16 protein-coding genes and 1 riboswitch are annotated in these 17,387 nt (G+C 64.3%); of the genes, 7 read left to right on the top strand and 9 right to left on the bottom strand.

Annotated elements, in window-relative coordinates; translation table 11 throughout:
• Positions 1–58 precede the first annotated feature (58 nt).
• Complete coding sequence (locus tag CFE28_11670; GenBank protein OYU70586.1) at positions 59–1,426, top strand: MFS transporter; 1,368 nt, start codon at positions 59–61, stop codon at positions 1,424–1,426.
• A gap of 26 nt (positions 1,427–1,452) precedes the next feature.
• Here CFE28_11670 and CFE28_11665 read toward each other — a convergent pair whose 3' ends face one another.
• From CFE28_11665 to flgI, 7 genes are all read right to left on the bottom strand, one after another.
• Complete coding sequence (locus CFE28_11665; GenBank protein ID OYU70585.1) at positions 1,453–2,250, bottom strand: enoyl-CoA hydratase; 798 nt, start codon at positions 2,248–2,250, stop codon at positions 1,453–1,455.
• Between the two features lie 3 nt (positions 2,251–2,253).
• A complete protein-coding gene (locus CFE28_11660; protein OYU70584.1) occupies positions 2,254–3,474 on the bottom strand; it encodes a peptidase M19 in 1,221 nt (406 codons plus the stop codon).
• A gap of 97 nt (positions 3,475–3,571) precedes the next feature.
• On the bottom strand, positions 3,572–3,991 hold the full coding sequence (locus tag CFE28_11655) for a thioesterase (GenBank protein ID OYU70583.1): 420 nt from the start codon (positions 3,989–3,991) through the stop codon (positions 3,572–3,574).
• The gene (locus CFE28_11650; GenBank protein OYU71687.1) at positions 3,988–4,500 is read right to left on the bottom strand and encodes a riboflavin synthase subunit beta; all 513 of its coding nucleotides are present in this window, start codon (positions 4,498–4,500) and stop codon (positions 3,988–3,990) included. The genes CFE28_11655 and CFE28_11650 overlap by 4 nt, the downstream gene beginning before the upstream one ends.
• A gap of 81 nt (positions 4,501–4,581) precedes the next feature.
• Positions 4,582–4,743, bottom strand: a riboswitch (FMN riboswitch).
• 80 nt (positions 4,744–4,823) lie between these two features.
• Positions 4,824–5,267: a flagellar basal body protein gene (locus CFE28_11645; GenBank protein OYU70582.1), complete on the bottom strand. Its 444-nt coding sequence runs from the start codon at positions 5,265–5,267 to the stop codon at positions 4,824–4,826.
• Complete coding sequence (locus CFE28_11640; GenBank protein OYU71686.1) at positions 5,264–5,605, bottom strand: chemotaxis protein chel; 342 nt, start codon at positions 5,603–5,605, stop codon at positions 5,264–5,266. The genes CFE28_11645 and CFE28_11640 overlap by 4 nt, the downstream gene beginning before the upstream one ends.
• Complete coding sequence (gene flgI / locus CFE28_11635) at positions 5,605–6,714, bottom strand: flagellar biosynthesis protein FlgA (GenBank protein OYU70581.1); 1,110 nt, start codon at positions 6,712–6,714, stop codon at positions 5,605–5,607. The genes CFE28_11640 and flgI overlap by 1 nt, the downstream gene beginning before the upstream one ends.
• 216 nt (positions 6,715–6,930) lie before the next feature.
• Here flgI and CFE28_11630 point away from each other — a divergent pair, with 216 nt between their 5' ends.
• The 4 genes from CFE28_11630 (at position 6,931) to CFE28_11615 (ending at position 10,817) form a co-directional block, all read left to right on the top strand.
• A complete protein-coding gene (locus CFE28_11630; GenBank protein OYU70580.1) occupies positions 6,931–7,377 on the top strand; it encodes a flagellar assembly protein FliX in 447 nt (148 codons plus the stop codon).
• An 85-nt stretch (positions 7,378–7,462) separates the two neighbouring features.
• Positions 7,463–7,891: an RNA polymerase-binding protein DksA gene (gene dksA / locus CFE28_11625; GenBank protein OYU70579.1), complete on the top strand. Its 429-nt coding sequence runs from the start codon at positions 7,463–7,465 to the stop codon at positions 7,889–7,891.
• Between the two features lie 90 nt (positions 7,892–7,981).
• Entirely contained in the window at positions 7,982–9,136 is a 1,155-nt protein-coding gene (locus CFE28_11620) for an aminotransferase (GenBank protein ID OYU70578.1), read from the top strand.
• Between the two features lie 19 nt (positions 9,137–9,155).
• Entirely contained in the window at positions 9,156–10,817 is a 1,662-nt protein-coding gene (locus CFE28_11615; GenBank protein OYU70577.1) for an NAD+ synthase, read from the top strand.
• On the opposite strand, the gene CFE28_11610 is transcribed toward CFE28_11615, so the two are convergent.
• Positions 10,814–11,413, bottom strand: a complete 600-nt coding sequence (locus CFE28_11610; protein OYU70576.1) for a Rossman fold protein, TIGR00730 family — start codon at positions 11,411–11,413, stop codon at positions 10,814–10,816. The two genes, CFE28_11615 and CFE28_11610, sit on opposite strands and share 4 nt — an antisense overlap.
• Before the next feature lie 22 nt (positions 11,414–11,435).
• Between CFE28_11610 and CFE28_11605 the strand changes: the two genes are divergently transcribed.
• Positions 11,436–12,290, top strand: a complete 855-nt coding sequence (locus CFE28_11605; protein OYU70575.1) for a hypothetical protein — start codon at positions 11,436–11,438, stop codon at positions 12,288–12,290.
• Positions 12,287–14,122 (top strand): metal ABC transporter permease, encoded by a 1,836-nt coding sequence (locus CFE28_11600; protein OYU70574.1) that lies wholly within the window; start codon positions 12,287–12,289, stop codon positions 14,120–14,122. Before CFE28_11605 ends, CFE28_11600 begins: the two co-directional genes overlap by 4 nt.
• Positions 14,123–14,125: 3 nt before the next feature.
• On the opposite strand, the gene CFE28_11595 is transcribed toward CFE28_11600, so the two are convergent.
• Complete coding sequence (locus CFE28_11595; protein OYU70573.1) at positions 14,126–17,353, bottom strand: transporter; 3,228 nt, start codon at positions 17,351–17,353, stop codon at positions 14,126–14,128.
• Between the last annotated feature and the right edge of the window lie 34 nt (positions 17,354–17,387).

The following is a 17,387-nucleotide window of genomic DNA, read 5'->3' as shown; positions in this document are numbered from 1 at the left end:
TTCTTCAAGTCCGCCACCATGTGTTCATGATAAAAAAACAAGGCTCTGGGAGGAGACCATGACTGAGACCGCTTCGCCGTCGACGGATCCCGTTTCGCCGCCGGCGACCGCGAGTGTCACGGCCGCACCATATTCGGCAGGTTACACCCGCTATGCCATGCTGCTCCTGCTGGGGATCTATACGGTCAACTTCCTTGATCGTTCGGTGATCAACATCCTGGCCGAGCCGATCAAGGACGAGCTGCATCTGGCCGACTGGCAACTGGGCATGATGAGCGGTCTGGCCTTCGCGCTCTTCTACACATTCCTGGGCATTCCCCTGGCGCAGCTGGCCGAGCGCAAGAACCGGCCGTTCATTATCGGAACCTCAGTGGCGGTCTGGTCAGGTTTCACCGCCTTGTCCGGCGCAGCCACCAGTTTCCTGCAGCTGGTCCTCTGCCGGATCGGGGTCGGTGTGGGGGAGGCGGGATGTACACCCCCGGCCCACTCCCTGATCGCCGACTATGTCCCCAAGGAAAAGCGCGCCTCGGCCCTGGCCTTCTATTCCATGGGCACGCCCCTGGGCGGCTTGCTGGGCCTGGTGCTCGGCGGACTGATCGCCGACGCCTATGGCTGGAGGACGGCCTTTCTCGTCGCCGGCGCGCCCGGTCTGCTCTTCGCGGTCCTGTGCATCTTCACCCTGAAGGAGCCCCGGAAGAAGCTGGCTGAAGACAGCGCCCGGATCGTCGCCAATCAAGCCACCTTCCCGGAAACCCTGGCCTATCTGCTGAAGAAGAAGACCTTCTGGCTGATCGCCGTTGGTGCGGCGATCAAGGCCTTCATTGGCTATGGCCACGCGCCTTTCACCGCGTCGTTCTTCCTGCGTGTTCATACCGAGGAAGTCGCCAGGCTGGCCGCCATGTTCGACCTCAAGTCCGTCGGGTTCCTGGGCCTGGCTCTTGGCCTCATGGGCGGGACAGCCGGCATCATTTCGTCCTGGGCGGGCGGACAGGTCGCAGACCGTTTCGCCAAGTCGGATCTGCGCGGCTATGTGGTCGTTCCGGCCATTGCCTCGCTACTGGCTGTTCCGATCTACATTTTTGCCGTGAGCGTGCCCTCAGCGTCGGTCGCACTCTGCATTCTGGTGATCAACGGCCTGCTGGGTTCGCTCTGGTATGGTCCGGTCTACGCCATCGGCCAGTCCATTGTGCCGCCGCACATGCGTGCGACCACTTCGGCCATCCTGCTCTTCGTCATCAACCTGATCGGCCTTGGTCTTGGCCCCACGGTTGTCGGGGTGATTTCCGACATCATGGCCAACGGGGTGGGACTGGGATCAGCCCAGGGCGTGCGTTGGGCCCTGATGATCTCGACCTGCTTCGGGATCCTCGCCTTCCTCCTGTTCTGGATGGCCAGGAAGACGATCCGCGAAGAAATGGAATCCTGATCCGGCGGCCCGGCTGCCGGAAGGGCTCAGCCTTTCCGGTAGTCGGGCGCCCGCTTTTCCAGAAAGGCCCTGACGCCTTCCCCGAAGTCCCCGTCCTGGACGCAGAGGATCTGGTTGCGGTCCTCCATGGCGATGGCGGCTTCAAGGCCATTGGCGTCAATGGCGTGGTTCAGGGCCTCCTTGGTCAGGCGCAGGCCCAGGGGCGTCGCGTGCAGCATGTCGGCCGCGAAGGCCCGCGCTTCGGCCTCAAGGCCGTTTGACTCGACAATGCGGCTGATCAGACCCAGCTGGTAAGCGCGGTCAGCGCCCATGAACCGGCCGGTCAGCATGTATTCCGCCGCTACCGAACTGCCGACCATGCGGGGCAGGAAATAGCTCACACCAATATCGCAGGCCGACAGGCCGATCCGGATGAAGGCGGCGTTCATTTTCAGGGTTGGGGTGGCGATCCGCACATCGCTGGCCAGGGCCAGGGCGAAGCCGCCGCCGCTGGCCGCACCGTCAACACAGGCGATGATCGGCTGGGGACAGCGACGCATGGCCATGACGATCTCGCTGATCCTGCGCTGCCCCGTCAGGCTCTCGCCCACCGTGCGCTCGGCGTTGGAACCTGATCGGTCCTTGAGATCGAGGCCCGCGCAGAAGGCGCGCCCGGCGCCCCGCAGGACCACCACCCGGACATCCCGCCGCCAGTAAAGTCCGACGAAGAAGTCGCGGAGCTCGTCCACCAGCTTCGGGTTCAGGGCGTTCAGCCGGTCGGGGCGGTTCATGGTGGCCCAGGCCACCTCGTCCTCTATGACGATGTCCAGGTGTTCATAGGTCATGGGCTACTTCCCCTTGGCGGCTTCGGCGGCGCGCAGGACCCGCAGGGCGTTGCCGCCCCAGATCTTGGCCACGTCCGCCTTGGTGTAGCCCGCAGCCATCAGGCGCTGGGTGATGGCGGGATAGTCGGTGACCTCGTTCATGCCGTCGACGCCGCCGCCGCCGTCAAAGTCGCCGGAAACGCCCACGTGATCGATGCCAGCCACCTCGATGGCGTGCAGCATGTGCTTCATGTAGTCGTCCAGATTGGCCCGGGGCACGGGCCATTTGGCGTCAATGGCCGCCTTGCCCTTCAGGAAGGCCTTGCGCTGGGCCGGGCTCATGTCGCGGCCGGTCATGCCGATGGATTTCATGAGCGCAGCGAGGGCGGCTTCACGCTCGGGAATCTTCGGCGTCGGGACCATGTAGTTGGAGAAGGCATTGATCTGGATGACCCCGCCCTTGGCCGCCAGGGCGCGCAGGCGGTTGTCGTCAATATTGCGTGGGTGATCAAAGACCGCCTTGCTGCCTGAGTGGGACAGGATGATTGGCGCCTTCGACAGGACCAGCATCTGGTCCAGCACCTGATCGGAGGCATGGCTGGCGTCGAGCACTATGCCCAGGCGGTTGGCTTCGGCGACAAAGGCCTTTCCGGCCGGTGACAGGCCGCCCCATTCGGGCTTGTCGGTGGCCGAGTCCGCCAGATCATTGTTCATGAAGTGGACCGGCCCCATCATCCGGACGCCCAGGGCGTAAAAAGCGCTCATCAGGCTGATTTCGCCGGCTACGGGCGAGCCGTTTTCCATACTGAGGAAGACGAACTTCTTCTTCTGGTCGAGGATCTTCCGGGCGTCGTCCGCGGTCAGGGCGATGGCGAAGCGGGTATTATTCCTTGCGACCATCTCGTGGATTTCGGTGGCCCTGACCAGGGCGAAGTCCCGGGCCTTTGCATTCGCTTCTGCGCCCCGGGCGCCCTGGGCCGTGAAGATCGCGAAGAACCCGCCATCAACGCCGCCCTCCACCATGCGGGGATAGTCGACCTGGCTGCCATCGGCTGCGACCGAGTGCCGGTCGAGCATGTCCCAGCCCGGCACGTGGAAATTGGCCGGGGTGTCAAAGTGGGTGTCCACCACGATGGCGTCGCGGTGCGCAATGGCCCAGGCCGGCAGGGGATTGGCCTTGGCTGCAAGGGCTTGCGGCGCGGCGGATGCCAGGAGAAGGGCGAGGGGCAGGGCGAAACGGCGCATGACGGCTTCCTTGGAACGAGGCCGCCAAGGTCACAGCCAAAGAGGCTCGAGGCAAGTGTGGGTATCGGGGCGGACCGCAAGATCCGCCCCGATGTCGTCAAGTCGGGCGTTTCACAGCCCGGAAGACTGCATTGGCCCTGGCGCAGACCTCGCCGTCGGCCGTGATGAAGGCCTGGGCGAAGCTGAGGGTTGATCCGGTCTTCACATAGACCGTGTCGAATTCCAGCCACTGGCCGATCCTGGCGGTTCCCAGAAAGTCGACGCTGAGATTGACCGTGATATAGCTGGTTTCGCCAGCGCTGGCCTGACCGCAGGACAGGCCCATGGCGTTGTCGGCCAGGGCGGAGATCAGGCCGCCGTGGACAAAGCCGCGGCTGTTGGTGTGCGCCGCCTCGGCTCGCAGGGCCAGGACGACCTTGCGGTCATCCTTGCGGCTGTAGAGCGGCTCCCAGGGGTCGGTGAGGGGGCTTTGCCGGTAGTGTCGGGCGAAGGTGTCCGGGATGGTGTCTGTACTCATCCGGCATTGCCCGTCAGACGATGCAGGCTCTCCAGGGTCTGGGTGCAGGCCCTGGCCGCCTCGGCGCCCTTCTTGACGAAGTGGGCCTGGAAAAACTCCTGGTGGGCGGGCGTTTCCTGGAAGTGGTGAGGCGTGAGCACCACGGAGAACACCGGGATCTCGGTATCCAGTTGCACCTTCATCAGGCCGTTCACCACGGTCTCGGCGACGAATTCATGGCGATAGATTCCGCCATCCACCACAAAGGCGGCAGCGACCACGGCGGCGTATTTGGCGGTGCGGGCCAGGGTCTGGGCGTGGAGGGGGATCTCGAAGGCGCCTGGCGTCTGGAAGACGTCGACGGCGTTGGCCGGGAAGCCCAGCTTCTCCATTTCGGCGATGAAGCCCTCCCGGGCCTTGTCGACGATGTCGTGATGCCAGCCGGCCTGGACAAAGGCGATCCGGGCCGGGCGATAGGCGCCGTTGGCGGTGCGGTATTCTGAGATTTGTGCGATTGCAGCTTGGGTCATGGTCATCTCCCATTGAGGAACCACGACTCAGGGAGACACCAGTCGACAGACTCCCCCTGAAAACAGAAGGCGTCGTCATCCAGTGGTTCTCATAACCGGACTCTAACCGTCGGCCCCGGGATCCAACCGGTGTCTGCTGCCTCCCCGGACCAGAGGTCTGGAGAGCGCCCGCGGGCTCGTGCTTCGCCTTGCAGCTCCGCCTTTACCGCCGGTGGGGACTTTCACCCCGCCCTGAGAACGCGCGACGCCGGAAAAGCCCGGCGACGGGACAAATTAGGACGAGGATGTGTCGTCGAACAAGTGTTTAAATTCTGAAGGCCCTGTCAGGCGCGCTTGTTCAGGGTGATGGCGGTGGCCTGTCCGGCCTTGGTGGTCGTTGCGCCGGGGCCATAGCTGGAGGCATTGGTGCGCTGGACGGCGACTTCGTCGGCAATGGCGCGGACCAGACCTTCGGTGACCGTCTTGGCGGCTGAAAGGGCGCGGCTCTGGCGGGCCAGGACCGCGTCAAAGGCCTCAGTAGACCGGGTCAGTCGGGTGCGCTGGGCCAGGGGCGCCGAAGCGATCAGCTCAGGATTTGCCCGGACCCTGGTGGACTCGTGGCGATAGATATTGGCCAGCTTCGAGACTTCGTCGATCTGCGCCGCGGCGTCCTGGGGGCGATGCTGTTCGAAGGCCTGGGCTTCCAGGGCGATCAGCTCGGTCAGGCGGTCTGTCAGGGCGATCAGTTGTTCGACGCGGTCGGTTGAATCTGTGGCGGACAAGGTCATTGGGTGGGCTCCTCGCTGAGGCCCTGAAGCTTCAGCATTTCTCTCTGGACGATGGCGGTCATGCCTATGCCGCCGGAGCTGACGACCTGCTTTGCCATGGCGTCGCTCATGAAGGACTTGAAGGCGTCTTCTCCGGCGCCGCCGGTGAACGGCCCCTTGAGGCTGTCGCCCTGGAACATCTGCCCCATCATCACCGACAGGAAAGAGGCTTCGAATTCCCTGGCGGACCTGGCGATCTGGGCGCGCTTGATGCTCTCGGTAACTCCGCCGGCGAAGGTCGGCGCGACGGGGGTCTTGCTGGTCAGGAGGGCAGGGGGGACGAAGGCGAGGTCAGCCATCACATCACCTGTATTTCGGCCTGGAGGGCGCCCGCCGCCTTGATGGCCTGCAGGATGGAGATCATGTCCCGCGGGGTGACCCCCAGGGAGTTGAGGCCGGAAATCAGGGTTGAAAGCGAGGTCCCGCTCTTCAGGGTGATCAGCTGCTTGCCCTTTTCCTCGTCGACCGAGATCTGGGTCTGGGGAACGCCCGCTGTCTGGCCCTGACTGAACGGCGCGGGCTGGCTGACGCCGGGGTTTTCCTGGACGCGGATGGTCAGATTGCCCTGAGCGATGGCTACGGTGGAAATCCGGACGTTCTCGCCCATGACGATGACGCCGGCCACTTCATCTATGACCACCTTGGCGGGCTCGTCGGTCTCGACCGAGAGGTTTTCCACCTGGGACAGGAAGCGGACCATGTCCTGTCCGGCAGGGGGCTGGATGGTGACAATGGTCGGGTTGTCGGCCCGGGCGCAGCCGGGGAAGTTGGTGTTGATCACATTGGCGATGCGCGAGGCCGTAGTGAAATCGGGATTGCGCAGGGTCATGCGCATCTGCCCCATGGTCGCCAGCTGAAAGCCGATCTCGCGTTCGACAATGGCGCCCGAGGCGATGCGGCCAGCGGTGGGCACGCCCTTGGAAACAGAACTGCCCGAAGCGCCTCCGGCTGAAACCGATCCGGTCTGCACCGTACCCTGGGCGACCGCGTAGGCCTGGCCATCTGCGCCAAGAAGCGGCGTGACCAGCAAGGTGCCGCCCTGGAGGCTCTTGGCGTCGCCAAGGGCAGAAACCGTGGCGTCAATGGGGGCGCCCGTGGCGACAAAGGCCGGCAGGCTGGCCGTGACCATGACGGCGGCGACGTTCTTGGTGTTCAGGTTGGCGTCCCGGGTATTGACCCCCAGGCGCTCCAGCATGGCTTCGAGGCTCTGCTTGGTGAACGGGGCGTTGCGCAGGGAGTCGCCGGACCCGTTCAGGCCGACCACCAGGCCGTAGCCCACCAGCATGTTGTTCCGGACGCCCTCGAACTCGACAATGTCCTTGATGCGGGACTTGGCGAGACATGGGCTGGCCATGGCGCTGGCCACCAGAAAACACAGACCAAAAACGAAACCTGAAAATCGACGCATGCAGCCCCGGTCGTCCGAAGAAACGGAATCCGCAAACGCGTTGCGAAGGGCGTGCCAGTTGGGTCGCCCGGGAAAAGCCAATCAAATCAGCGAGAGGGCAAATCCTCCACAAGGCGAATTCGCCGCGCGGGCAGATTTTGCCCGGCATTAACCATGCCATAAGGCGGCGGAGGCGAAGGTGAGTCGCAGAGTTCAGTTCGAGAGTTTTTCGCCTCCATGAAGGTCACCAATACCAGCGGCGCCGGGGCCGCCACCGGAGCCGGCAAGGCCCGTGGAGCCGGCGGCGGGCAGGGATTTTCGCTGCCGACTGTCGGGGGCGCCAGCACCGCCCCGGCTGCAGCCAGCGTCAGCTCACTGTCGCCGGTGATGAATGTCGGCGCCCTGCTGGCTCTCCAGGATGTCGGCAGCCCTACCGAGCGCAAGCGCAAGGCCGTCAGGCGCGCCGCGCGCATGCTGGACGCCCTTGATGAGATGAAGCTGCAGCTGCTGTCCGGCGAGCCCACCCTGGACAGCCTTGGCCGCCTCCAGCAGGCCATCAGGGATCAGCGGGAAGAGACCGAAGATCCCAAGCTGGAAGAGATCCTCAACGAGATCGAAACCCGCGCCGCCGTCGAGCTGGCCAAGCTGGAATACGCGAGTGCGGCGAGCAAGGTTCGCGCTTGACGCAAGGTCCGTTGCGGCCGCTACCCATTTTGATATAAGCCGTCCCGAAGTCTAGGGGGCGTTCCGAAGGGAACGTAAGGCGTAAATGACTGATGCTTCGGCGTTGGCGGACAAGCCGGATTATCGTCCTTCGGACGACGAGCCGTTCATGAACGAACGGCAGCGTGAGTACTTCAAGCAGAAGCTGTTGATTTGGAAAGAGGAAATCCTGCGGGAGTCCCGGGAAACCCTCGTCCATCTGCAGGCTGAAACGGAAAATCATCCTGACCTGGCCGACCGTGCGACCTCAGAGGCTGACCGGTCCCTCGAGCTCCGCACCCGGGATCGTCAGCGCAAGCTGATCTCCAAGATCGATGAAGCCCTGCGTCGAATCGAGGATGGCTCCTACGGCTATTGCGAAGATACCGGCGAACCCATCGGCGTCGGTCGTCTTGACGCCCGCCCCATCGCCACCCTGAGCGTCGAAGCCCAGGAGCGTCACGAGCGTCGGGAGCGCATTCACCGGGACGACTGAGCCCCGATCTGGCGCACCGATGTAGCCGACCGGAACGAAGCCGTCTAAACCCCCGACGAGGGCGAAGTGCGCCCGACTTGGCGAGGGATCATGGCGGTCGAGATTGATCCGTTTCACGCGGTGGCCATCAGTGGTCTGGCGCACAAGCTGAAGGCCGAAGGCCGCTCAATCCTGCACATGGAATTCGGCCAGCCGTCTACGGGCGCGCCGGCCGCGGCCATAGCCGAAGCCCATCGGGTGCTGGACGCCGATCCCATGGGCTATTGGGAAAGCCAGCCCCTGAAGCAGCGGATCGTCCGGCACTATGCCGAGACCTATGGAGTCAGCCTTGACGCCCGGCAGGTGATCCTGACCTGCGGCGCTTCTCCGGCCCTGGTCCTGGCCCTGTCCGCCCGGTTCTCGGCGGGCGATCGCATCGCCTTGGCAAGGCCAGGCTATGTGGCTTATCGCAATACAATCAAGGCCTTGAATCTGGAACCTCAGGAAATCCCCTGTGGCCCGGAAGATCGCTTTCAGCTGAGCGCCGCACACCTTGCAGCCCTGGATCCTGCGCCTGCCGGGGTCATCATAGCCAGCCCCGCAAACCCCACCGGCACCATCATTCCCCGTGATGAGCTGGCCGGCATAGCCGAAGTCTGCCGGGCGCGGAATATCGCGATTGTCTCCGACGAGATCTACCATGGCCTCAGCTATGGAGAGCGGGCCCACTCCATTCTGGAGTTCGAACCCGGCGCCTTTGTGGTCAACAGTTTCTCCAAGTATTTCAGCATGGTGGCCTGGCGTCTTGGCTGGGTGATCTCGCCTCTGGACCTTGTGGAGCGCACCCGGGCCTTCATGACCAACCTGTTCCTGACACCACCCTCCCTGAGCCAGCACGCCGGTCTGGTGGCCATGGATTGCCGCGAAGAGCTGGAAGGCCACGTGGCGGTCTATCGCGCGAATCGCGCCCTGGTGCTGGAAGCCCTGCCGAGCCTGGGTCTTGCCGCCATCGCACCGCCGGACGGCGCCTTTTATGTCTATGCCGATGTGGGTCATCTGACGGACGACAGCATGAGCTTCTGCCGCCAATTGCTGGAAGAGACGGGGGTCGCCACGGCGCCCGGTGTCGACTTCGATCCGGTCGAGGGCCACAAATTCATCCGCCTGAGTTTTGCGGTCTCAACGGATCAGGTCCGGGAAGCCCTTTCGCGCCTGCGCCCCTGGTTCGCCGCCCGGACGCCTATTGCCTCTGGCGAGCGGGTTTAGGCGAGGTTACACACCACATATGACCGACCGTCTTGTCATCGCCGCCATCCAGGCCAACCCGACCCTGGGCGCCATCGCCAAAAACGAAGCCATCGCCCGGGAGCGCATGGCCCAGGCCAGAGCCGCTGGCGCCGATCTGGCGGTATTTTCCGAACTGTTCCTCAATGGCTATCCGCCTGAAGACCTGTCCCTGAAGCCCGCCTTCTGGGGCGCCGGCAAGGCCGCCGTCGAGCGGTTGGCCCTTGAGACGGACGATGACTTCGCGGTCCTGATCGGCGTGATCTGGCCCGCAGAGGCGCCCGGCCGCAGACCCCGCAACGCCCTGGCCTTCCTGGCCGGCGGTGAGGTGAGGGGGCTGGCCTTCAAGTGCGACCTGCCCAACTACGGCGTCTTTGACGAAAAGAGGGTCTTCGAGCCCGGCGAGGGGCCCAGCGTCTTCACATGGAAGGGCGTCCGCCTCGGAACGCCGATCTGTGAGGACATCTGGGGGCAGGGGGTCTGCGCGGACCTCAAGGCGCAGGGCGCTGAAATCCTCGTGGTTCCCAATGGCTCGCCCTACCGGCGAACAGCCGATGATGAGCGGATGAAGGTCGCATTGGCCAGGGTCGCCGAGACCGGCCTGCCGCTGCTCTACGTCAATCAGGTGGGCGGTCAGGACGAACTGGTCTTCGACGGCGGATCCTTCGCTGTTTCCGCCCAGGGCGAGACGGTCATGCGCCTGCCTATGTTCGAAGAGGCCCTGGCCCTGACCACCTGGACCCGGGGTTCGGACGGCTGGACCCTGGCCGGCGCGCCCATGGCCGACTGGCTGACGGGCTATGGCGAGGTCTATCACGCCATGGTGCTGGGACTGCGGGACTATGTGAACAAGTCCGGCTTCCCGGGCGTGCTGCTGGGCCTGTCCGGTGGCGTGGACTCGGCTATTGTTGCTGTGGTCGCTGCTGACGCCCTTGGCCCTGATCGGGTCCGCTGTTTCATGCTGCCGTCGAAATACACCAGCCGCGACAGTCTCGAGGACGCTGAAGGCTGCGCCCGTCGGCTCGGCGTGCGGCTGGACGAGATCCCGATCTCCCCTGCGGTCGACGCCTTCGCCGAAATGCTCAATCCACATTTTGGAAACAGGGCGCCTGACCTGACCGAAGAGAACATCCAGGCCCGAACCCGGGGCCTGTCGTTGATGGCCCTGTCCAACAAGCTTGGCTACATGCTGCTGACCACTGGCAACAAGAGCGAGATGGCGGTGGGTTACGCTACCCTCTATGGCGACATGTGCGGCGGCTATAACGTCCTGAAGGACATCTACAAGACCGACGTCTACGGGGTCTGTGAATGGCGCAACGCCAATAATCCCTTCGGCGTCGCCGATGATCCAATCCCTCAGCGCATCCTGACCAAGGCGCCTTCCGCCGAGCTGCGGCCCGACCAGAAGGACCAGGACAGCCTGCCGGAATACGCCGAACTGGACGCCATCCTGCACGGGCTGGTGGAAGAGGAAGCGACACTGGACGAGATCGTCGCCCGGGGCCATGCGCCGGAAACGGTCGAGCGCGTCCAGCGCCTGCTCTACAATTCCGAATACAAGCGGCGGCAGGCTGCGCCGGGCGTCAAGATCGGCCCCAGGGCCTTTGGCCGTGATCGCCGCTATCCCATCGTCAACGGCTTCCGGGACATGGTCAGCTAGGCCTTGCTGGTGATTGCTGGATCTCCATCCGGCACGGGCAGGGCGGCGTAGAGGGCCGGCAGGATCTCCGCCACCGTGGTTGCGCTCGACCAGCTCTGCATGAATTCCGGCGGGGTCAGCCTTGCGTCCACCGTGTGCTGGAAGAGGGCGAAGAGCGGCTCCCAGAAGCCATCCACATTGTAGAAGACCACCGGCTTGGCATGCAGGTCCAGGCGCCGCCAGGACAGCAGCTCGACGATCTCTTCCAGGGTGCCAATCCCGCCTGGCAGCACCACAAAGGCGTCGGACCGGTCGAACAACTGGATCTTCCGCTCGTGCATGGAGTCCACGACGATGGTCTCCACCACATCCAGGCGCTGTTCCCGGACCTTCAGGAAATGAGGAATGATGCCCAGCACATCGCCGCCAGCCTGATGGGCTGCCAGGGCGCAGGCGCCCATCAGTCCAACCCCGCCGCCGCCATAGATCAGTTTCAGCTTCGCCGCCGCCAGATCGCGTCCCAGTTGGGCGGCGGCCTCCAGCAGGGCGGGATCAGCGTCATTGGAGGCGCCGCAGAAGACGCAGACCGAGGAAATGGACTCGGGGGAATGGCCCATGGGATGCTCCGCAAAATGGTCTATGAAGATGGAAGCCTCGCCGCCACAAGACTCACGTTCCCGGAGTTTCGACCAAACCGTGCGCCCTAAGCAACGTTCCTTCGAAATTCTTGCCATCCTGGCCTGCTGCGCCCTGTCGGCCTGCAGTCGGGCCCCGGCCGGCGCACCGACGCCAGCGGCCAAGGGGAATGCGGAGGTTGACTATCAGGCGCCCCCGCAAGTGACGTCCGTTCGTATCGTGGCTGGCCAGGTGGAAATTTTCGGCGCTTCCACGGCTGGAGCGGTGGTGCGGCTGGCGAGGCCGGATGGACCTGCTGGCCAGGCCACTGCCAACGCCAGCGGCAGATGGGTCATCAACACGCCAGCTTCAGGGCAGGCCCAGCTCTATGGCGTGTCAGAGGTGACGGCTGGCCGCACCCTTCAGTCGTCGGGATATCTGCTTGTGACGCCTGATGGCCTGGGGGTCGTCCTGCGGGCCGGCGCCGGCGCCCTGGTCCTGTCCCAACCAGAGCCATCCCGGGTGACGGCCTTCGACATCGATCGGCAGGGCGGGGCTGTCGTGTCGGGATTTGGTCCCCCCGGAACCCGGATCAGCATCAGGGTTGATGGCGACAAGCTGGGTGAGGGGCGTACAGACGCCGGGGGACGCTTTGTCCTGGCCCTTACCGGACCGGTCAATCCCGGACGGCACAGCCTGAAGGTATTTGGCGAAGCCATTGATGTGGCGATGACTATCGACGCCAGCCGCGCCAGTGCGCTCACGTCTGGCCCCTACCGCGCGGCCATGGTCGGGCCTCACCTGAGGGTGGACTGGATGACCCCGGGCGGGGGAGAACAGACAACCTGGGTCTACGGCCAGGAGATCCCGGCCAAATGAGTTTCCATCATGCTTCCGGCCGCATGCCCGGAGCTGTAGCGCCTGCCGGGGTGAAGTTCAGCTTCTGGAGTTCCATGGCCGATCTGGGACGGCTGGTCATGCGCAGTGGCGCGCCGGGCCTGACCTGGCGGATTCCGTCGGCCCTGGCCCTGGTGTTTGCCGGCAAGCTGGCTGGTGTGTGGGCGCCGGTCATGCTGGGCGAGGCCATCAACACCCTCTCGCCCGGAGCCCAGGCGGGGGCGGTGCTTGGCGCAAACTTCGTCGGCCTTGCCCTGGCTTTCGCCGCCCTGAGATTGCTCTCCGCCTGTGCTCCCTTCGCCCGGGAGGCCATATTCACGCCGGTGTCCCAGGCCACCATGGCCAAGTCCGCAGTTGAAGCCTTTGGCCATACCCTGAGCCTGTCCCTGGACTTCCATCAAAGCAAGCAGACGGGAACCCTGGCCCGGATCATTGACCGGGGATCGCGCTCGACGGACTTCCTGATCCGCAGCGTGGTCTTCAGCCTGGGACCTACGGCTGTTGAGCTTGTCCTGGCCATGGCGGTCATGGCCCTGAAACTGGACTGGCGCTTCGCCGCCACCGCCCTGGTGACCATCGTCATCTACACGATCCTGACCTTCAGGATCACCGACTGGCGGCTCAGTCATCGACGCGAACTGAACGAAGCCGACAGCAAGGCCGCCGGCCTGTCCGTCGACTCCATGATCAACTACGAAGCCATCAAGACCTTCGGGTCCGAAGGCCGGACTGTGGGGCGTTATCAGGACGCCATGGGGCGCTATGTGAAGGCCTCGGTCCAGGCCAACACCTCGCTGTCCCTGCTCAATGCGGTTCAGGCGGTCATCCTCAATATCGGCCTGGCCATCATGACGGTCCTTGCGGGGATCGAAGTCCTCCAGGGACGCATGCGGATCGGCGACGTCACGACCGCCATACTGCTGCTGACCAGCCTCTATGTTCCCCTCAACATGCTGGGCTTCAACTATCGGGAAATCCGCCAGGCCTTCATCGACATGGAGCAGATGGTCAGTCTGACCGCGGTGGCGCCGGACATCGTCGACGCCTCCGACGCTGTAGACCTGCCGCCCTCAAGCGGTCGCGGCGCGGCCATCGCCTTTGAACAGGTCGACTTCCAGCATGACGCCCGTTCAACTGGCCTGAAGGGGGTCAGTTTCGGGATTCCGCCAGGAACCACGACGGCGATTGTCGGGCCCTCTGGCGCCGGCAAGACCACGGCTGTGCGCCTCGCCCTGCGTCTGCTGGATCCCAATTCGGGCCGGGTGGTCATCGACGGGCTGGACCTGAAAATGGTCCGACAGTCGGAACTTCGGGGCGCCATCGCCCTGGTGCCTCAGGATGTGGCCCTGTTCAATGACACCCTGCGCGCCAATATCGCCTTCGCGCGTCCGTTGGCCTCCGAGACCGATGTCAGGCTCGCAGCTGACGCCGCCGAACTGGGCGCCTTCATCGACAGCCTGCCCCAGGGCCTGGACACCATGGTGGGGGAGCGTGGCCTGAAGCTGTCTGGCGGAGAGCGTCAGCGGGTTGGCATTGCCCGGGCCCTGCTGGCCAATCCCCGTTTCCTGATCCTGGATGAGGCCACCAGCGCCCTGGACGGTCCCACGGAGGAGGCCATCCAGCAAACCCTGCGCAAGGTGCGGGCCGGACGCACCACCCTGGTCATCGCCCACCGCCTGTCGACCATTGTCGACGCCGACCAGATCGTGGTCCTGCGGCGGGGCAAGGTGGTCGAGCGCGGAACTCATGACGACCTGCTGGCCAGGGGCGGGGAGTACGCGGCCCTCTGGCGTCGTCAGACCCGGACAGCCTAGAGCTTACTCAGCAGGAGAGGGGCTCTGGACGGTTCCGCCGGACGGTCTCCTGGGGCGGCCCAAAGCGACCCGAAGTTCCTCGTAGAGCCAGCGGAACCGACGTCCCATGACCTTGGGCGCCGCCAGCAGGACCGGGGTCAGGACCAGGGTCAGCAGGGTGGCGAAGGTCAGGCCCCAGACGACAGCCGCAGACAGCTGGACCCACCATTCCGAACCCGGTGCGGCATATTCCATGATGGCCCGGCCGAAGTCGGGATGGATCTGGAACATCAGCGGCAGAAGGCCGACGACGGTCACCAGTGTGGTCAACATGACCGGCCGGAATCGCTGGGTTGCCGCCCGCACGGCGGCTTCATCGGCCTCAAACCCCTGCTGTCTCAGCTGATAGAAGGTGTCGACCAGAACGATGTTGTGGCCGACGACCACCCCGGCCAGGGCCACAACGCCTGTGCCCAGCATGATCACCGAGATGTAGTCGAAGGTGTGGAACAGGTTGACCTGCACACCCAGCAGGACGCCTACCGTCGACAGGATCACCGCCGACAGGGTGACCACCACCCCATAGAAGCTGTTGAACTGCCACAGCAGGATGATCATCATCATGAACAGGGATGCCGCAATGGCGGTCATGAAGAAGACCACGGCCTGCTGACCTTCTTCGTCCGCCCCGGTGAACTTCCACCGGACCGAGTCATCAAGACCCGCCTTTTCCAGCCAGGGCTTCAACTCGGCGATCTTCTGATTGGCGGCGACACCGGGGAGTGTGTTGGCCTGCACAAGGACCAGGCGCTGGCTGTCACGACGCTGGATGCTGGTGACCTGCTGGGCTGGAACGCTCTTGACGAAATAGCTGAGCGGAACCGGACCCTGGGCTGTCGGGATCTTCAGGTTCTGGAATGCGGCGGCGTTTCGACCTTCAGGCTTGAACCGCACCCGGATGTCCAGTTCGTCCTCGGCGTCGTCCGGCCTGAAACGTCCGACCAGGACGCCGCCCGTGAGGTACTGGATCGCCTGACCGACGGAGACCACGTCGACGCCGTAGCGGCCGGCGGCCTCGCGATCGACAGCCAGGGACCATTCAATGCCCGGGGCCGTGCGGTTGTCTTCCAGTTCGATCAGCTGGGGGTCAGCCTTGAGCTTGGCTTCGATCAGGTCGGCGGCGCGGTTCAGGGCGGCGGGGTCGGGGCCCCTTAACTGAACCTGGATGGCCTTGCCTGTTGGCGGCCCGCCCTGGGGTTCCCGCACCTCGACCTGCAATCCGGACAGGTCTGCGACCCGCTTGCGGACCTCGGTGGCGATGTCCTTGCCTCGCAGGCCCAGGGCCTTGCGGTCCTCGTATTTCAGGAACTCGACCTGGATGCGGCCAATGGTGTCATTGGGGGTCTGGTTGCGCCCACCACCCGGGCTGGCCGAGCCCGTGCGGACATAGAGCGACTGCACGCCCTTGATCCCGACCAGGCGATTTTCGACCTCCCGAACCAGAACGTCCTGGGTCGGGGCGGACATGTTGCCCCGCCCTTTGACATAGACCGCGACAAATTCAGGGTCCTGGTCGAGGAAGAATTCGGTCCTGTGCTTCGTGCTTCCGAACCACATGAATACGGCCACGATGACAAACAGGGTTCCGGCCATGACCCGCAAGGGATGCTCGCCAAGATAGCTGATGGTCCGGGCGTACCAGCCCATGAAGCCGGCCATTTCGCGGGGATCGCCCCGCTCTGACTTTTCGATTTCCGCCAGATGCTCTTCGTCCACCGCCGCTTCCCGGGCGAATATGGATCCCAGGGCCGGGGTGAAGATCAGGGCGACGAAGATCGAGGCGCCCAGCACGAAGAACAGGGTCAGCGGCAGGAAGCTCATGAACTTCCCGGCGATTGAATTCCAGAACATGAAGGGCAGGAAGGCGCACAGGGTGGTCAGGGTGCCGTTCAGCACCGGCCAGAACATGCGCTTGCCGGCGGCGGCGAAGGCGTCTTCCCGGCTGAGGCCTTCGGCCATCTTCCGGTCGGCGTACTCCACAACCACAATGCCGCCGTCCACCAGAATGCCGACCGCCAGCACCATGCCGAACATCACCATCTGGTTGAGGGTCACATGCATGGCGTTGAGCATGAGGAAGGCCAGGGTAAAGCAGGCCGGAATGGCCAGGCCGACCATCAGGCCCTGCCTGACCCCCAGGCTGGCGACGATGATGATCATCACCAGAATAGCCGCCGAGATCAGCCCTCCCTCCAGCACCAGAAGGGTCCGGCCGATGAAGTCGCTCTCATCAAAGGTGTAGGAGGCGCGGATTGTCGAAGGCCATCGCTTCTCTTCGCTTTCCACGGTCTCCCGGATCCGCTTCACGGTATCCAGGATATTGGCCCCGGAACGCTTGGAAACTTCCAGCGAATAGGCAGGTTGGCCGTCGAAGCGGGCGATGAAGCTGGCGTCCTTGAAGGTCCGCCTGACATCGCCGATGTCGCCGACTGTAATAAGCCGGTCGCCGGCGCGCTTGATGGGCAGGGCGAGAATGTCTTCGGGCTTTTCGACAACGCCAGGAATCTTGACGGCGAACTTGCCGCCGCCCGACAGCATGTCGCCTGCAGGAATCAGCTGGTTGTTGCGGGCTATGGTCTGCGAGATCTCGCCGGGCGTGACATTGTAGGCCTCCATCCGGAGGGGGTCGATGGTGACTTCCAGGAACTCTTCGCGTCCGCCCGAAAGGTCGGCCTCAAGCACCCCTGGCACGGACTCCAGCCTCTGCTTCAGGTCGCGGGTCACCCGCATCAGTTCCCGTTCCGGCGCCTGCCCGGAGAGGATGATGCCGATGACCGGATCGCCGGAGAAGTTGGCTTCCTGGATGATGGGTTCTTCGGCGTCGGGCGGGAAGCGCCCCCTGGCCAGATCGACCTTGGCCCGAACGTCGCTCAGGACCTTGTCCTGGTTGAAGTCCGCCTCGAACTCCAGGGAGACCACCGCCATGCCCTGCCGGGCCACGGCGTTCATTTCCTTCAGGCCTTCAATGCTCTGAAGGTTGGTCTCGAGGGGTTTGACCAGCAGGCGTTCGGCGTCTTCCGGGCTGACCCCGGGATAGGGAACCACCACGCTGACGAAGGGGATCTTGATGTCGGGCTGGGCTTCCCGGGGCATGTTCAGATAGGCGAACAGGCCAAACAGCCCGGCGATCAGGGTCACGCCCAGAACCACCTTGCGCCGTTTGATCGCACCGTCGATCAAGGGACCGATCATGATCTTCGTCTCCCCGAGGGCCGCCGGATAACGC

The organism is Alphaproteobacteria bacterium PA2 (assembly GCA_002256425.1).
Classification (GTDB): Bacteria; Pseudomonadota; Alphaproteobacteria; order Caulobacterales; family Caulobacteraceae; genus Phenylobacterium.
The sequence above is the reverse complement of the archived record's forward strand: the minus strand, read 5'-3'. Positions and strand labels throughout refer to the sequence as shown.

Bases quoted from the DNA above. Each gene is read 5' to 3' on its own strand.
- CFE28_11600 (OYU70574.1), top strand. From the start codon at position 12,287: ATGAGTTTCCATCATGCTTCCGGCCGCATGCCCGGAGCTGTAGCGCCT.
- CFE28_11665 (OYU70585.1), bottom strand. From the start codon at position 2,250: ATGACCTATGAACACCTGGACATCGTCATAGAGGACGAGGTGGCCTGG.
- flgI (OYU70581.1), bottom strand. From the start codon at position 6,714: ATGCGTCGATTTTCAGGTTTCGTTTTTGGTCTGTGTTTTCTGGTGGCC.
- CFE28_11670 (OYU70586.1), top strand. From the start codon at position 59: ATGACTGAGACCGCTTCGCCGTCGACGGATCCCGTTTCGCCGCCGGCG.
- dksA (OYU70579.1), top strand. From the start codon at position 7,463: ATGACTGATGCTTCGGCGTTGGCGGACAAGCCGGATTATCGTCCTTCG.
- CFE28_11610 (OYU70576.1), bottom strand. From the start codon at position 11,413: ATGGGCCATTCCCCCGAGTCCATTTCCTCGGTCTGCGTCTTCTGCGGC.
- CFE28_11650 (OYU71687.1), bottom strand. From the start codon at position 4,500: ATGACCCAAGCTGCAATCGCACAAATCTCAGAATACCGCACCGCCAAC.
- CFE28_11615 (OYU70577.1), top strand. From the start codon at position 9,156: ATGACCGACCGTCTTGTCATCGCCGCCATCCAGGCCAACCCGACCCTG.
- CFE28_11640 (OYU71686.1), bottom strand. From the start codon at position 5,605: ATGGCTGACCTCGCCTTCGTCCCCCCTGCCCTCCTGACCAGCAAGACC.
- CFE28_11620 (OYU70578.1), top strand. From the start codon at position 7,982: ATGGCGGTCGAGATTGATCCGTTTCACGCGGTGGCCATCAGTGGTCTG.
- CFE28_11605 (OYU70575.1), top strand. From the start codon at position 11,436: ATGAAGATGGAAGCCTCGCCGCCACAAGACTCACGTTCCCGGAGTTTC.
- CFE28_11630 (OYU70580.1), top strand. From the start codon at position 6,931: ATGAAGGTCACCAATACCAGCGGCGCCGGGGCCGCCACCGGAGCCGGC.
- CFE28_11595 (OYU70573.1), bottom strand. From the start codon at position 17,353: ATGATCGGTCCCTTGATCGACGGTGCGATCAAACGGCGCAAGGTGGTT.
- CFE28_11645 (OYU70582.1), bottom strand. From the start codon at position 5,267: ATGACCTTGTCCGCCACAGATTCAACCGACCGCGTCGAACAACTGATC.
- CFE28_11660 (OYU70584.1), bottom strand. From the start codon at position 3,474: ATGCGCCGTTTCGCCCTGCCCCTCGCCCTTCTCCTGGCATCCGCCGCG.
- CFE28_11655 (OYU70583.1), bottom strand. From the start codon at position 3,991: ATGAGTACAGACACCATCCCGGACACCTTCGCCCGACACTACCGGCAA.